The sequence below is a fragment of the Brevundimonas sp. M1A4_2e genome (assembly GCF_053345555.1).
The window spans coordinates 59887-74537 of sequence record NZ_JBKFAI010000003.1 but is presented as its reverse complement, the minus strand read 5'-3'; the positions used below and the strand labels follow the sequence as shown (position 1 = coordinate 74537).

Annotated in this window: 15 protein-coding genes; 10 read left to right on the top strand and 5 right to left on the bottom strand. The window is 68.7% G+C overall.

Annotated features, from left to right (window positions below; genetic code table 11):
• The first annotated feature begins 69 nt into the window (after positions 1-69).
• The 3 genes from ACLBV5_RS07335 to uraH all read left to right on the top strand — a co-directional run bounded on the left by ACLBV5_RS07335 (position 70) and on the right by uraH (position 1129).
• Complete coding sequence (locus ACLBV5_RS07335) at positions 70-411, top strand: RidA family protein (protein WP_025978046.1); 342 nt, start codon at positions 70-72, stop codon at positions 409-411.
• Between the two features lies 1 nt (position 412).
• Complete coding sequence (locus ACLBV5_RS07330; protein WP_025978047.1) at positions 413-628, top strand: hypothetical protein; 216 nt, start codon at positions 413-415, stop codon at positions 626-628.
• Positions 629-727: 99 nt separating this feature from the next.
• Positions 728-1129: a hydroxyisourate hydrolase gene (uraH, locus tag ACLBV5_RS07325; RefSeq protein WP_447605271.1), complete on the top strand. Its 402-nt coding sequence runs from the start codon at positions 728-730 to the stop codon at positions 1127-1129.
• 27 nt (positions 1130-1156) lie between these two features.
• Here uraH and dapE read toward each other — a convergent pair whose 3' ends face one another.
• Complete coding sequence (gene dapE / locus ACLBV5_RS07320) at positions 1157-2344, bottom strand: succinyl-diaminopimelate desuccinylase (RefSeq protein WP_447605270.1); 1188 nt, start codon at positions 2342-2344, stop codon at positions 1157-1159.
• An 85-nt stretch (positions 2345-2429) separates the two neighbouring features.
• Between dapE and ACLBV5_RS07315 the strand changes: the two genes are divergently transcribed.
• The gene (locus ACLBV5_RS07315; protein WP_447605269.1) at positions 2430-3740 is read left to right on the top strand and encodes an MFS transporter; all 1311 of its coding nucleotides are present in this window, start codon (positions 2430-2432) and stop codon (positions 3738-3740) included.
• Positions 3741-3931: 191 nt separating this feature from the next.
• Here the strand turns inward: ACLBV5_RS07315 and ACLBV5_RS07310 are convergent, their stop codons facing one another.
• Positions 3932-4969 carry a 2'-deoxycytidine 5'-triphosphate deaminase gene (locus tag ACLBV5_RS07310; RefSeq protein ID WP_227157729.1) on the bottom strand — a complete coding sequence of 346 codons (1038 nt, stop codon included), beginning with the start codon at positions 4967-4969 and terminating at the stop codon, positions 3932-3934.
• Positions 4970-5062: 93 nt separating this feature from the next.
• Between ACLBV5_RS07310 and apaG the strand changes: the two genes are divergently transcribed.
• Entirely contained in the window at positions 5063-5470 is a 408-nt protein-coding gene (gene apaG, locus ACLBV5_RS07305; RefSeq protein ID WP_447605268.1) for a Co2+/Mg2+ efflux protein ApaG, read from the top strand.
• Between the two features lie 279 nt (positions 5471-5749).
• Here the strand turns inward: apaG and gcrA are convergent, their stop codons facing one another.
• A complete protein-coding gene (gene gcrA / locus ACLBV5_RS07300; protein ID WP_025978053.1) occupies positions 5750-6292 on the bottom strand; it encodes a cell cycle sigma 70 cofactor GcrA in 543 nt (180 codons plus the stop codon).
• A gap of 235 nt (positions 6293-6527) precedes the next feature.
• On the opposite strand from gcrA, the gene ACLBV5_RS07295 reads away from it, so the two are divergent.
• The 4 genes from ACLBV5_RS07295 to argF all read left to right on the top strand — a co-directional run bounded on the left by ACLBV5_RS07295 (position 6528) and on the right by argF (position 10701).
• Positions 6528-7367 carry an ABC transporter permease gene (locus ACLBV5_RS07295; protein ID WP_303705038.1) on the top strand — a complete coding sequence of 280 codons (840 nt, stop codon included), beginning with the start codon at positions 6528-6530 and terminating at the stop codon, positions 7365-7367.
• 56 nt (positions 7368-7423) lie between these two features.
• Positions 7424-8338: a M20/M25/M40 family metallo-hydrolase gene (locus tag ACLBV5_RS07290; RefSeq protein ID WP_447605267.1), complete on the top strand. Its 915-nt coding sequence runs from the start codon at positions 7424-7426 to the stop codon at positions 8336-8338.
• 135 nt (positions 8339-8473) lie between these two features.
• The gene (locus ACLBV5_RS07285) at positions 8474-9649 is read left to right on the top strand and encodes an acetylornithine transaminase (RefSeq protein ID WP_447605476.1); all 1176 of its coding nucleotides are present in this window, start codon (positions 8474-8476) and stop codon (positions 9647-9649) included.
• Positions 9650-9783: 134 nt separating this feature from the next.
• On the top strand, positions 9784-10701 hold the full coding sequence (gene argF, locus ACLBV5_RS07280) for an ornithine carbamoyltransferase (protein ID WP_447605266.1): 918 nt from the start codon (positions 9784-9786) through the stop codon (positions 10699-10701).
• A gap of 44 nt (positions 10702-10745) precedes the next feature.
• Here argF and ACLBV5_RS07275 read toward each other — a convergent pair whose 3' ends face one another.
• Together ACLBV5_RS07275 and ACLBV5_RS07270 are read right to left on the bottom strand one after the other, a co-directional pair.
• Positions 10746-11252, bottom strand: coding sequence for a pyridoxamine 5'-phosphate oxidase family protein (locus ACLBV5_RS07275; protein ID WP_447605265.1), 507 nt, complete (start codon positions 11250-11252; stop codon positions 10746-10748).
• A 60-nt stretch (positions 11253-11312) separates the two neighbouring features.
• Entirely contained in the window at positions 11313-11531 is a 219-nt protein-coding gene (locus tag ACLBV5_RS07270) for a hypothetical protein (RefSeq protein WP_025978059.1), read from the bottom strand.
• Positions 11532-11775: 244 nt separating this feature from the next.
• Here ACLBV5_RS07270 and ACLBV5_RS07265 point away from each other — a divergent pair, with 244 nt between their 5' ends.
• The gene (locus tag ACLBV5_RS07265; protein WP_447605264.1) at positions 11776-14598 is read left to right on the top strand and encodes an SEL1-like repeat protein; all 2823 of its coding nucleotides are present in this window, start codon (positions 11776-11778) and stop codon (positions 14596-14598) included.
• Positions 14599-14651: the final 53 nt, after the last annotated feature.

The window sequence follows — 14651 nt, the reverse complement described above, 5'->3', positions numbered from 1 at the left end:
CGAAGCGGCGTTTGCCCTTGGAGCGCCGGCGCCGTCGCGTTAAGGCCGAAGGCGAAGCAAGGAGCCGTCATGATCACCCGCATCCAGCCCGAACGTCGCATGAGCCAAGCCGTGATCCACGGCGACACCATCTATCTGGCCGGTCAGGTCGGCGAACCGGGGCAGGACGTCGTCGCTCAGACGCGCACCGCCCTGGCGGAGGTCGACGCTCTTCTGGCTGAATGCGGGAGCAACAAGTCGAAGATCCTCTCGGCCCAGGTCTGGCTGGCCGACATCGCCGATTTCGCGGCCATGAACAGCGTGTGGGACGCCTGGGTCGACCCGATCAATCCGCCCGCGCGCGCCACTTGCGAGGCGAAACTGGCCACGCCCGCCTATCGGGTCGAGGTCATCGTCGTGGCGGCGCGCTGACATGGCGCGCGTCATCTCGAATGAGAGCGAGCTGGAGCGGTTCAGAGCGACCCGGGTCACCGCCCTGTACCGTCTCGACCTGATCGAGAAGGGGGCGCAACTGACCTATGAGGACGGCACGCCGGTCGACATGGCGTCCGAGGCGCAGCGCCTGAAGGATCAGGTCGCCGACATGGACCGGCGCATCGCCCGGCTGGAGGCGGCGGGCGAAGCCTGATCTTCACAGACTGACGAAATGTGGTGCGCGACCCATCCGTCGCCGTCTTTCGCGCGAATAAGGCCGCGCTACTGCATTTCACTTTCAGGAGATCGTTCGATGAACCTTCGCACCCTCGCCGTGGCGGCCGCCGCCTTGTCCGCCTGCGCCCTCCCCGCCGCCGCCGAGACCATCTCGACCCACGTGCTGGATCTGGCGCGCGGCGTCGGCGGCCGTGACGTCCCGGTTACCCTGCAAATCAAGTCGGCCGACGGCCAGTGGCGCGATCTGGCGACCAGCCGCACCGACGACAACGGCCGCGTCCGCTCGTTCGGCGACGCGATCAAGACCGAGGCGGCGACCTATCGCCTGGTGTTCGACATGTCGCGTTACGGCGAGCCGACGACGCCGCCCTTCTTCCCCGAGATCGACGTGGTCTTCCAGGTGGCCGATCCCAGCGTCCACTATCACGTGCCGGTGGTGGTCAGCCCTTACGGCTACAGCACCTATCGCGGCAACTAAGGCCGTGACCGTGTTCGGACGCCTCGGTCAGAGGCGTTCGAACACCGTGCGGATGACCGCCTGATAGGCGTCGGTCAGGGCGCGCAGCTCGGCTTCGGGCACGCGCTCGTCCACCTGGTGCATGGTCTGGCCGACCAGGCCCAGCTCCAGCACCGGGCACAGGGCGCGGATGAACCGCGCGTCCGAGGTGCCGCCGGTGGTCGAGGCCTCGGGGCGGCGGCCCAGCGTCGCCTCCACCGCATCCTGCACCGCCGTGACGAAGACGCCCGGCTCGGTCAGAAAGGCCTCGCCCGAGCACATGTGCTCCAGCTCGATGCGCAGGCCCGTCTCGGCCTGGACGGCGCCCGCCTCGCGGTTCAGCCAGTCGATCAGGCCGTCGCCGGTGTGGGTCGGGTTGAAGCGGATGTTGAGCCGCGCCCTGGCCTCGGCCGGGATGATGTTGGTCGCTGGATTGCCCACGTCGATGGTGGTGATCTCCAGGTTCGACGGCGGAAACTCAGGATAGCCGTCGTCCAGCACATGGGCGTCGAGGCGGGCCAGCAGCTTGGCGATGACCGGGGCCGGATTGGCGGCGCGGTCGGGATAGGCGACGTGGCCCTGTTTCCCATGCACAGTGATCCAGGTGTTCAGCGAGCCGCGCCGTCCGACCTTGATCATGTCGCCCAGGTGGTGGGCCGAGGAGGGCTCGCCGACGACGCAGGCGTCGATGACCTCGCCCTCGGCGGCCAGGGTCTGGACCACCCGCTTGGTGCCATGCAGGGCCGGGCCTTCCTCATCGCCGGTGATCAGGAAGGAGAGGGAGCCCTCGATCTCGCCTTCCGCCAAAACGCGCGAGACGGCGGCGACCCAGGCGGCGATGCCGCCCTTCATGTCCACGGCGCCGCGGCCATAGAGGACGCCGTCGCGCGTCTCGCCCTCGAACGGGGCGGCGCTCCAGGCCGCGACGTCGCCCGTCGGCACCACGTCAGTATGGCCGGCGAAGCAGAGGTTGGGCGACGCCGCGCCGCGCCGGGCGTAGAGGTTCTCGATCCGGGCGTCGTGGCCAACCCCGGTCGGTCCCTCGAACACCATGCGGCGGCAGGCGAAGCCCAGGCCGGTCAGCGTCCGTTCCAGCACGTCCATGGCCCCTTCGTCGGCGGGGGTGACGGAGGGAATGCGGATCAGGTCGCGGGTCAGGTCGACAGGATCGATGACGGAATGTGATGCGGCGCTCATAAGGCAAATGCTTTAGGCATATCCCGCATCCGCGAGAAGGCCCGACGGCCGCGACAGCGCCTCCTAAACGAAGACGCCCGCCACTGTGACGACTGAAAGCTTCGACACCGCCCCGACGGTTCCTCCTCAACCTCCGGCGCCGCCAGGCCCGCCCTCGCACGGCGACGGGCCGTCCAGTCCTTGGGGCATTCGCGACTTCCGCCTGCTGTGGCTGGGGCGGCTGGTGGCGGTGCTGGGCATCCAGATCCAGTCGTCGGCCCTGCTGTGGCAGGTCTATGAAATCGCCCGGCGCGACCATCCGATCGAGGAGGCCAGCCTCTATCTGGGGCTGGTGGGCCTGTGTCAGTTCCTGCCGCTGCTGGCCTTCACCCTGCCGGCCGGGGCGATGGCGGACCGGCGCGACCGCAAGCATACCGTCACCCTCTCGATCATCGTCGAGGGGATGTGCGCGGGGGCCTTCCTGATGATGGCGCTGCACGGGTCGCCGCCGCTGTGGGGCCTGCTGGCCGTGGCCGCCGTGTTCGGCGCGGCGCGCGCCTTCCTGGCGCCGGCCAGCCAGGCCTTCCTGCCGATGGTGGTGGGGCGCAAGGCCCTGCCGCCCGCCATCGCCGCCCAGTCCATCGCCTTCCAGACCGGCGCCATTGCCGGCCCGGCGCTGGGCGGGGTCATCGTCGGCCTAAACGTGCCGCTGGCCTACGCCTCGGCCATGGCCCTGTTTCTGGCGGCAATCGCCTGCTTCCTACTGATCCGCACCAAGGGCAAGCCGCAGGTCGATCCATCCAAGTTGGGCTCGGTGCAGCAGGTCCGCGAAGGCCTGGCCTATGTGTGGAAGACCAAGATCGTGCTGGGCGCCATTTCTTTGGATCTGGTCGTGGTGCTGCTGGCGGGGGTGGCGCTGCTGACGCCGATCTTCGCGCGCGACATCCTGCATGTCGGGGCCATCGGCTTCGGCCTGCTGCGCGCCTCGTTCGGGGTCGGGGCGTTGATCATGGCGCTGTATCTCAGCCGCTTCCCTATCGTGCGCCACGGCGGGCGCTGGATGTTCGCAGCGGTGGCTGTGTTCGGGGTCTGCACCGTGGTGTTCGGCCTGTCCAAAAGCGTCTGGCTGTCAGGGGCTGTGCTGTTCCTGGGCGGGGCGGCGGACATGATCAGCGTCAACATCCGCCAGACCCTGATCCAGCTGGCTACGCCCGATCACATGCGCGGGCGGGTGTCCTCGGTGTCCATGCTGTTCATCGGCGCCTCGAACGAACTGGGCGAGGCCTACTCCGGCGTGGCGGTGCGCCTGCTCGGCCCCATCGGGGCGGCGGTGGTCGGCGGCTTTGGGGCGCTGGCGGCGACCGGCGTCTGGGCCAAGGTCTTTCCGGATTTGAGGAAGGCGAACCGGCTGACCTGATACGCTCAAGGTGATCCTTCTCCCCTTGTGGGAGAAGGTGGCATGCGGAGCATGACGGATGAGGGGTGTCGACGCGGCGGCGGCTGTTCAGTCGATGAAAGAAAAGCGCCGCGATCGGTTGACCGCGGCGCTCACACCCTCATCCGAGCGCCTCCGGCGCCCACCTTCTCCCACAAGGGGAGAAGGGTGCATTACCCCCAGGGGCGGAAGTGTTTCGACAGCTTGAGCCCCTGGCTCTGGTAGTGGCTGCCGCCCTCGCCGTAGAGGCGCGACGGGCGTTCTGTCAGCGGCTCATAGACCAGTCGGGCGACGATCTGACCGTGCTCCAGCAGGAAGGGGGTGTCGTGGGTGCGGACCTCCAGCACGCCCTTGGAGCCCGCGCCGTGCGCCTCGTCCGTGCCGAAGCCGGGGTCGAAGAAGCCGGCGTAGTGAACGCGGAACTCGCCGACCGAGGGGTCGATCGGGGTCATTTCGGCGGCCTGATCGACGGGGATCTCCACGTCGTCGGACGAGGCCAGGATGTAGAACTCGCCCGGGTCCAGCAGCAGTTCGCCGCGACGCAGGGTCAGCGGCTCCCAGAAGTCGCGCGGATCATGGCCGTCGATGTGGTCCATGTTGATGACGCCCGCGTGGCGCCGGCCGCGATAGCCGACGACGCCGTGCTCGCCCGCGCGCAGGTCGACGCCGACGCTGCGGGTCTCCACCTTGGGCGGCTCGCCCGCCTTGAGGCGCAGCTGGTTCAGACGCGTGCCCGGCTTGACCAGGATGGAGAAGGTCTGGGGCGCGATCTCGAGATACAGCGGGCCGTCGTAACCCTCGTCCACGTCGTCGAAGCTGCCGCCCTGATCGGTCAGCAGGCGCACGAAGACGTCGACGCGGCCGGTCGAGCTCTTCGGATTGGCGCGGGCGTTCAGGCCCTTGGGCAGGTGCAGACGCTCCTGCAGGCGGGCGATGTAGACGCAGCCCTTCTCCATCACATAGCCGCTGTCGGGCAGGTCGATGGCGTGCATGGCGACGTCGGCGATGCGTTCCTCGACCTTGCGCTGGCCGGGCAGGAAGGAGGCGCGAACGCGCCAGGCCTGATCCGACAGCCGCAGGTCCAGGCTGGCGGGCTGGACCTGATCGACGTCGAAGGGGGTGTCGGAGGCGATAGCGCCGATCGCGATCAGGGTCTCAATACCCTGGAAGGGAAGGATGCCGGGCTGGTCGGGAATCTGAAAGCTGGTCATGCCGTCCTGTTCTCACACGGATTTTCCCGTCTGTGTAGCTTGTCGGCGACGACAGACGCTTGAACCCCGCGCACGGCGGGCTGCATATAGCGCATGCACTCCGCTCCTGCCTACTCCGCCGAGACCGAAGGCGTCGTCGTTCGCGTCCGCCCCTACTATCTGGCGGGCCAGTCGGACCCGGCCGAGGGACGCTGGGTCTGGGCCTATCAGGTCGAGATCGTCAATCTGAGCGGCGGCCCGGTGCAGCTTGTGGCTCGCCGCTGGACCATCACCGACGCGCTTGGCCGGGTCGAGGAGGTGCGCGGTCCCGGCGTTGTCGGGGAACAGCCGGTGATCGAGCCGGGGGACAGCTACGCCTATGCCTCGGGTTGTCCGCTGACGACGCCATCCGGCTCTATGGTCGGCGCCTATTTCATGCAGGACGCCGAGGGGCGGATGTTCGAAGCCGCCATTCCCGCCTTCAGTCTGGACGTGCCCGATGCGCGAAGGGTGCTGAACTAGAGGGAGGGGCTGAGCGAAGCGCGGCAGGGCCAAACAAAAACCCCTCGCCAGAGGCGAGGGGGATGGGACTGCGTCAACCCGGAGAACCGCAGTCCCGCCCCGGAACCCGCAGGAAACCGGCGGGGCGGACGGCGGCCCCACTAGGGGGCGTTCGTGTCGGCCGTGCGGCCGAACGGCGCCGACGCGGCGGCTGCTCAAGTAGCGAACCGCCGCGCGGTGAGCGGTAGCAGGCCTAAAAAGCTCAAGCAGCGAGCGACCGCGTCGCGAGCGATAGCGAACTTAGATGTACCTGCGCAGGCTGCGGGCCAGGTCGGAGGAGGCGTCCTTGCTGGCGCTCTTGCGGACCTGGGGCTGGTAGGCGACGCGGGCGTGCTCGACGCAGTAGACGCCTTCCGAGGCGCGGCGGCCGCAGAAGCTGAAGTCGCTGGTCGAGGGGTCGCCGATCGGCCATTTGCACATATGGGCGCCCAGGGTCAGCACGGTGGCGGTGCCGGGCAGTTCCGGCGCGGGGGCCGGGGCCGGCGACTGCGGAGCAGCGGCGACGATCGGGCGCGGGGCGACGGCCTCAAGGCGGCGCGGAGCCGACGGCGCCTGCACCGGCGCTGCCGGGGCGGCGGCGCGCGGACGGGCGGGGCGGAAGGTGGTGCGCGCGGGCTGCGACGGGGCGGCCCGGCCCGACAGGCCCAGGCGGTGCACCTTGCCGATCACGGCGTTGCGGGTCACGCCGCCGCCCAAGGCCTTGGCGATCTGGCTCGCTGACTGGCCTTCCAGCCACAGCTTCTTGAGCGCGCCGACGCGGTCTTCGGTCCAACCTGGGTTCATGTCGTCCTCCTGCGGAGACGTCAGATTCAATATCTTGTGTCGGAGTCCGAATTTCGGCCCCTCATCACGCCTTTAATCGTAAATCACCTCTTAAAAGACGCAATATGTGGGAATTCACCTGTCCACAGAAACTATATGTAGTATGGTTAATGTCCCGTTTTGAATCAGTTTCTTGGCCTTCATCCACAGGGCGGGCGCCTTGCGAAACGGCCTCGCCTGTCGCATCTGAGGCCGCATGACGCACCTGACCGCCGGTTCCGACGCCCCTTCCGCTGCTGCTGGCGGCCTGCCTCAGCCCCGCCGCTACGACGGGATCAACTGGGTGGGCTTGCGCACCCTGTATCTCAAAGAGGTCCGCCGCTTCTGGAAGGTGGGCGCTCAGACCGTAGCGGCGCCGGTGGTGACGACCCTGCTCTACATGATGGTCTTCGTGGTGGCGCTGAAGGGCGCCCGGCCGCCGCTGCACGGCACGCCCTTCGCCGAGTTCGTGGCGCCGGGCCTGATCATGATGGCCATTCTTCAGAACGCCTTCGCCAACGCCTCGTCCAGCCTGATCCAGGCCAAGATCATGGGCACGGCGACCGACTTCCTGACCCCGCCGCTCAGCCCGCTGGAGTTGACCATCGGCTTCACCCTGGGCGCGGCGACGCGCGGCGTCGCGGTCGGCTTGGTGACGGCGATCTGCGTCATGCCGTTTGCGAAGCTGGGCCTGGCCAACATCGCCCTGATCGTCTGGTTCGGCCTGATCGCTTCGCTGCTGATGGGCATGATGGGGGTGCTGGCGGGCCTGTGGTCCGAGAAGTTCGACCATCTGTCGGCGGTGCAGAACTTCGTGGTCATGCCGATGACCTTCCTGTCGGGCACCTTCTACCTGATCGACAGCCTGCCCGAGCCCTTCGCCAGCATCAGCAAGTTCAATCCCTTCTTCTACCTGATCGACGGCTTCCGGGCTGGATTCATCGGCCACGCAGAAGGAAGCCTGGTGGTTGGCGTGGTCATGAGCGCCGTGCTCACCGTCATCATGGGCGCGGCCTGCTGGCTGGTGTTCCGTTCGGGCTGGCGGCTGAAGAGCTGACGGCTTAATCAGGGCGTCGAGCGCGAGGCGAGGGGCTTCGCGAATGGGGCCTCGCCATGTCGTTTCATCTTCGCCTGAAAGCCGCAGTCAGCGGCGCCGTTCTGGCCGCCATCTGCCTGACTGCGGCGCCGTCGCTCGCCCAGAACCGCGCCGCCGATCTGCGTGAACAGGTCGGCGCCTACGCCCAGCCGTCCAACGCCGAACGACTGCAAGTGCTGTTGCGCCAGCTTCGGGCCGAGGGCTTCGCGCCCACCGTCGAGACCTTCGACGGCGGCGGGCGGGGCGAGCCGATGCAGGGCTCCAACGTCGTCGTCACCCTGGGCGAGGGCGCGAAGGAAATCCTGCTGACCGCCCACTATGACGCGGTGAAGCTGCGGGACGGGACGATGGCGGATGGTCTGGTCGACAACGCCGGTTCGGTCGTCGCGTTGATCGAGGCGGCCAAGATCCTGCGCGAGGCGCCGCTGTCGCACCGCATCCGCATCATCTTCTTCGACCAGGAAGAGTTGGGTCTGATCGGCGCACGGAAGTGGATCGAGGCGCACGGTCTGGCCAACGTCGCAGCCGTGGTGAACTCCGACGTCGCCGCCTATGGCGACACGATGATGTACGGCCAGAACAACGGGCCGCAGTCGGCCTTCGTCACCCGCGCGGTGCAGGAGCTGTGCGCCGAACAGGCCCTGCAGTGCGTCGGCTTCCCCATCTATCCGCCGTCGGACGACCGGGCCTTCTCGGCGGCGGGCGCGCCGGTGGTCTCGCTGGGTTTCCAGGACGAGGTCGGCGCCCACCAGATGTGGCTGGCCTTCAACGGCGGCAAGACGAACGGCCTGGCCGAAGGCTTCGTCCCGCAGGTTTTCCGGCTGATCCACTCCAAGGACGACGCCATCGAGGCGGTCGAGGGCGAGGCGATCGATCTGGCCGGCCGGACCTACGCCGCCCTGATCCGCAAACTGGATGCGCAGCTGCGCTGAATTCGCATCGCGGGCGGTGTTGACTATGCGGAAATAGCGCCCGACAAGTTCCTCGCCCTTTTCCAAAAGCGGTCCCGTCGCTGACGCGCCGGGGCCGTCTCACTTTATGGAGTTTGCCAAGTGTCCGGTCATCTGATGGGTGTCTACAATCGCGCGCCGCTGGAAGTGGAGCGCGGCCAGGGCGTCCGCCTGTGGTCCGCTGACGGGACCGAGTACCTGGACTGTGTTTCGGGCATTTCGACCAATGCGCTGGGTCACGCCAACCCCAAGCTGGTCGCCGCGCTGAAAGCCCAGGCCGACAAGCTGTGGCACGTCTCCAACATCTTCAAGATTCCGGGCCAGGACGCCCTGGCCGACGACCTTTGCGCCAAGTCCTTCGCCGACGTGGTCTTCTTCACCAACTCGGGCACCGAAGCGGTCGAATGCGCGCTGAAGACGGCGCGCAAGTTCCACGTCGCCAACGGCCAGCCTGAGCGGATCGACATCTACGGCTTCGACGGCTCCTTCCACGGCCGCACCTACGGCGCGATCAACGCCGCCGCCAACCCCAGCTACACCGAGGGCTTCGGGCCCAAGATGGAAGGTTTCCATCAGCTGAAGTGGGGCGACCACGACGCCATCAAGGCCGCCATCGCCAGCCCGACCACCGCCGCCATCATCGTCGAGCCGGTGCAGGGCGAGGGCGGCTGCCGCGCCATGCCGGAACAGTGCCTGCGCGGCCTGCGCGAACTGTGCGACGCGCATGGCGTCCTGATCATCTTCGACGAGGTCCAGTGCGGCATGGGCCGGACCGGCAAGCTGTGGGCCCACGAATGGGCTGGCATGGCGCCGGACATCATGGCCATCGCCAAGGCTCTGGGCGGCGGCTTCCCGATCGGCGCCTGCCTGGCGACGGCTGAAGCGGCCAAGGGCATGACGGTCGGCACCCACGGCTCGACCTTCGGCGGCAACCCGCTGGCGATGGCGGTCGGCAAGGCGGCTTTTGACGAGGTGTCGTCGGACGCCATCCTGAACAACGTCAACGAGGTCGCCGGCTATCTGAAGCAGCAGCTTCATGGTCTGGCCGAACGCTTCCCCGACGTGATCGTCGAGGTGCGCGGCAAGGGTCTGCTGCTGGGCGTCAAGCTGGTCCCGAACAACCGCGAGTTCATGGGCTGGGCGCGTGATGAGGCGAAGCTGCTGGTCGCCGGCGGCGGCGACAATCTGGTGCGCGTCCTGCCGCCGCTGAACATCACCCTCGAAGAAGCCCGCGAGGCGGTCGAGAAGTTCGAGAAGGCCTGCGAGTTCGCCCGCACCAAGGTCGCGGGCTGACGCTGTTTCTCCCTCCCCTCATGGGGAGGGCGGGTGGGGCCGTTTTTCTTCTACCTCCAGATTTCCGCAGGGCCGCCCCCACCCGGTCCCTGCGGGACCACCCTCCCCATGAAGGGGAGGGAGAAGGCTTGGTCATGGTTCGTCACTTCCTCGACATTCACCGTCTGGACGCGGCGACCCTGCGCGCCATTCTGGACGACGCCCACGCCCGCAAGCGCGCCCGCAAGGGCTGGCCCCAGGGTCGGCCTGACGCCGACGCGCCCGGCAAGGACCGCGTCCTGGCCATGGTCTTCGAGAAGAACTCGACCCGCACCCGCTTCAGCTTCGACGCGGCCATCCGCCAGCTGGGCGGCGCCTCCATCATCGCCACCGCCTCGGACATGCAGCTGGGCCGGGGCGAGCCGGTCGAGGACACCGCCCGCGTCCTGTCGCGCATGGTCGACGCCGTGATGATCCGCGCCAACGACCATGAGGACGTCGAGCGCTTCGCCCGCGTCTCGACGGTGCCGGTGGTCAACGGCCTGACCGACCGCAGCCACCCGTGCCAGATCCTAGCCGACCTGATGACGATCGAAGAGCGCCGCGGCTCGATCGAGGGCAAGACGATCGCCTGGATCGGCGACGGCAACAACGTCTGCCACAGCTTCATGCACGCCGCGCCCAAGTTCGGTTTCCACCTGAACGTCGCCTGCCCGGCGGAATACCACCCTGACCTGCGCGATCTGGAAAAGGGCGGCGCTCACGTCACCCTGACCAGCGACCCCCGCGAGGCGGTCAAGGGCGCCGACGTCGTCGTCACCGACACCTGGGTGTCGATGGGCGACCAGGATTATGAGGCCCGCCTGGCGGCGTTCGAGCCCTACAGCGTCGACGCGGCCCTGATGGCCGACGCCGCCGATGACGCCGTCTTCCTGCACTGCCTGCCGGCGCACCGGGGCGAAGAGGTCACGGACGCCGTCATCGACGGCCCGCAGTCGCTGATCTGGGACGAAGCCGAGAACCGCCTCCATGCGCAGAAGGCGGTCCTGGCCTGGTGTTTCGGAGCTTTCTAGGAAGCTCTAGCGCGCTTTGCGCCGCTTGAGGGCGGGCGAGGGCGTTAGCTCAGGTTGACGTCGGCCACATCGCCGGCGTCGGGCGGGGTCTTGGTCAGGTTCGCCTTGGCGATTTCGAAGGCGAACTTCATCAGGCCGCCGTCGCTGACCCAGACGCGGCCGTCTCCGGCGTCGAAGCGCAGAAGCGTCAGCCGCGGATCGTCCTTGCCCTCAGGATACCAGGCCGCCAGCACCGGGTTCCAGTAGCGCTCGATGACCTCGCGGTCGCGCCCATGCACCGAAAGGGCGCCGTGGATGCAGGCCCAGACCTTCTGGTCCTTCGAGCCGTAGCTGAACATGGCCGTTTGCCCCGGCGTCGCCGCATCCCGCGCCAGGTCCGTGTCGTCGCGGGTGAAGAACCAGATGGTCCCGGTTTCTGCTTCGCGGAAGGCGGTCATCGGCTGGCTGTGATAGCCGGGCTTGTCCAGCCCCAGCATGCCGGTGTTGCTGGATTTCAAGCTTTTCCAGAAAGCCTCTTCGGCCTGTGCCGGCGTCAGTTCCTTGTCGGTCACGCGGGTCTCCTGTTGTCCATGGGGAGACAGGAAAACCGCCCGCAGGCCAGAGCGTTCCCGCTAGAAAGCCGGCGCCGCCGGCAGGGGGCGTCCGCTCAGCTCGGCCATCAGGTGGATCAGCAGGTAGAAGGCCAAGGCGGCGGCCAGCAACATGATGAACCGCCACGGCATCATGCGCGGGCCGCGCGTGAGGTCTATCGGTCGCGCGCCGCGCCACCCGGCGAAGACGACGACCGCCAAGGAGGCGATCAGCAGGATCAGGGTGAGCGTGGCGTCCATGACCGCGGCAGTTGGGGCGCCCGAGGCTGGGATGCAAGCGTCCCGCCGCCCATGATCGGCAGCTTGGCCGTATTTCTTGATGCGCGGTTAATGTAAACGCGGCATTAACCATGCCGGGCGCATCAGCGCCGTGTCGGCTGCCGGGGGCGTTTCGTGACGAGGCGCCACATCTTGCGGTTAACGACACGTTTACACGCTCTATCTGGAAGGATACCGTTCGCGCCATGGGTCGGGAGGCGAATCAGTGACCGCAGCGGCGCCGTGGAGCGTGAAGGGCATCGATCCCAAGGCGCGCGAGATCGCCAAGGATCTGGCGCGTCGCTCGGGCATGACCCTGGGCGAGTGGCTGAATTCCATGATCATGGATGAGCCGGAGGAGGACGACAGCGTCGCCACCCTGCCGCGTCGGTCGCCCATCCCTGATCCCTATGATCGCCGCAGCCGTTCGCGCCGCCTGGACGACGTCTATGGCGAGGATGCGCACCGGCATGAAGGCCTGGGCAGAATGGGCGCCTCGCTGGAGGTGATCGCCGAGCGCCTGGAGGCGGCTGAGCGCCGTTCGACGCTGGCCATTCAGGGGATTGATCAGGCCGTCGTCGGGCTGGTGCGTCGGATGGAGGCGCAGGACGAGGCCGAGGCGGCCAAGGCGCGCCGCATCGACGACATCGCCGAGGAACTGCGCGAGGGCCACCGTCGCCTGCGCCGCCTGGAGCAGGACGCCGGAGCCGAGGCGCGCGACGGGTTGGACAAGCTGGATGCGGCCCTGACCGCCGTCTCCACCCGTCTTTATGAAATGGACGAGCGCCAGCGGGCGGGCGTCAGCGAACTGCGCGATCGGATCGAAGCGATCGAGAAGGCGGCTGGGCCGGGCGCCGGAACAACTCTGCTGTCGCAAGTGGGCGTGCGTCTGGACGACGCTCAGTCGCAGACCTCAGAAGCGCTCAAGGGATTGGAGCGGTCGTTCGCGGCCCTCGACCTGCGGATGCGCGACGCCGAGCGCCGCATCGAGCCGGACCACGCGCGCGAAGCCTCGCGCTTTGAAAAGCTGGCTGAGGCTCTCACCCGGCAGGTGGAATCCAGCCGCATCGAGATGATGCGCCGCCTGGATGCGGCCGAAACCGAAGGCCGCGTCGAGCGGATCGAGCGCGCCTTGGCCGCGATCGGCGAACAGGCCCGCGCCGCCGAGCAGCGCTCGGTCGCCGCGGTCGAGGGCATGGGCCACGATATCATGCGCATCGCCCGCAACCTGAACGGCCGGGTGGAGAAGGTCGAGGCGGCGGGCGCAGGGGCGTCCGACGCGCGCGTGGCCGCGCTGGAACAGAAGCTGGAGCGCGATCTGGCTCGCCACGCCCAGGCGGTGGACCAGCGCCTGACTCAGGCCGACGATCAACACGCCCTGGCGCTGGAGCGGCTCGGCGGCGAGATCGCCCGGATCTCTGACAGACTTGGCGAACGCATCGCCCAGTCCGAGCGTCGCTCGGCCCAGGCTCTGGACGACATCGGCCGCCGCCTGGCCGAAAGCACGGATAAGATGCATCAGCGCCACGAGCGCGCCTCGGGCGAGTTGGCCGAGCGGATGCGTCAGAGCGAGGAGCGCACGGCGCGCCTGCTGGCCGAGGCGCGCGACAGCATCGAGCAGCGCGCGGGCCGCACCGAGCGTCGCGACGTTCCGCTGGAAAGCTCGGAGCCCGCCCCCTGGACCCCCGCTGAAAGTCCCAGCGGCGATTGGCGCGCGGCGGCTTTCGCCGACCCGGTCGAGCCCTGGTCGCAGGATCCGCTGGCGGGCGCTGTTCAAGCTGAGCCTTTCCCGACGCAGACGGAGCGCCATCCGGACGACGGCGTCTTCGCCGACCCGTTCGAGGCCGATTTCCTGGAGCCGCGGCAGGACGCGACGCCGTTTGGCCGCGCCCCGTCCGAGCTGTCGGCGAACCCCGGCTCGATCCATGCGCCGGACTCTTTCGGCGGCGCCGACATCAGCGACATTCTGGCGGCGTTCGAAGACCCGGCGGCGGATGTCTTCGCCCGTCCCGAGACGGTTGCCGCGGCGGCGGCCGACCGCCCGTTGACGCTGGACGATGACGACGACGGCTTTGCGGCGGAACTGGAGTTCGTCGATCCCGCGCCGCGCGCGATGGCCGACGAGGGGCCGACGACGACCCGGGACGTGCTGGACGCGGCGCGCGCCGCGATGGCGCCCGAGGCCGCTGATGACGGCGCCCGCGCCGGCTTCGGCCTCAAGAAACGCGGCGGCAAGTCCAAGCTGCAGGAGCGCCTGGACCGGCAGGCGGGCCGACAGGGCTCGACCATGCGCAAGGCGATCGGCGCCTCGGCCGTGGCGGCCCTGGTGGTCGGCGGCGGCTACGCCAGCCTGCAGGTGGCCGAGGGCGCGGGCCTGCGCTTCCCGGGCGTAAGCGCGCCCGGCGTTGCGGCGGGTGCGGCGGACGCAGAAGCTGGGCTGGATGCGCCCATCGCCGCCGTGGCGCTGGACGCTGCGCCGACCGACGCCGTGCCGTCGCCCGAGGCGGCGGCGACCGAGGGCGCGTCCCTGTTCGCGCGCGCCAGCCTGATGCTGAACAACGGCGACGAGGCCGGCGTCGAGCCGCTGACCCGCGCGGCCAATTTGGGCTATGCGCCGGCGCAGCTGCGTCTGGCCATGCTCTATCAGGAGGGTCAGGCGGGGCTGGCCGTCGATGACGCCGAGGCGCGCGCCTGGGCCCGTCGCGCGGCCGAGGGCGGGGACGCCAAGGCCATGCATCACTACGCGATGCAGCTGTATGACGGCGTCGGCGGGGCCAAGAACGGGCCGGACGCGCTGATCTGGCTGAAGAAGGCCGCCGAGGCCGGCCGCGTCGACAGCCAGTACAACGTGGCCAAGATGCTGGAGCAGGGCGATCAGGGCGTGGCCGCCAACCGCACCGAAGCCTTCAAATGGTACATGATCGCCGCCCGTCGCGGCGATCAGCAGGCTCTGGCCTCGGTGCAGCGGCTGACGCCCGCCCTGTCGGCCGTCGAACGCCGCAAGGCGCGCGAGGCCGCCGACGCCTTCACCGCGCCGCCGCTGGCGTAGAGGCCGCGCGCAAACAGGCGCGGGCCGGGGGTGGCGGTTCGCCGCAGGGGCCG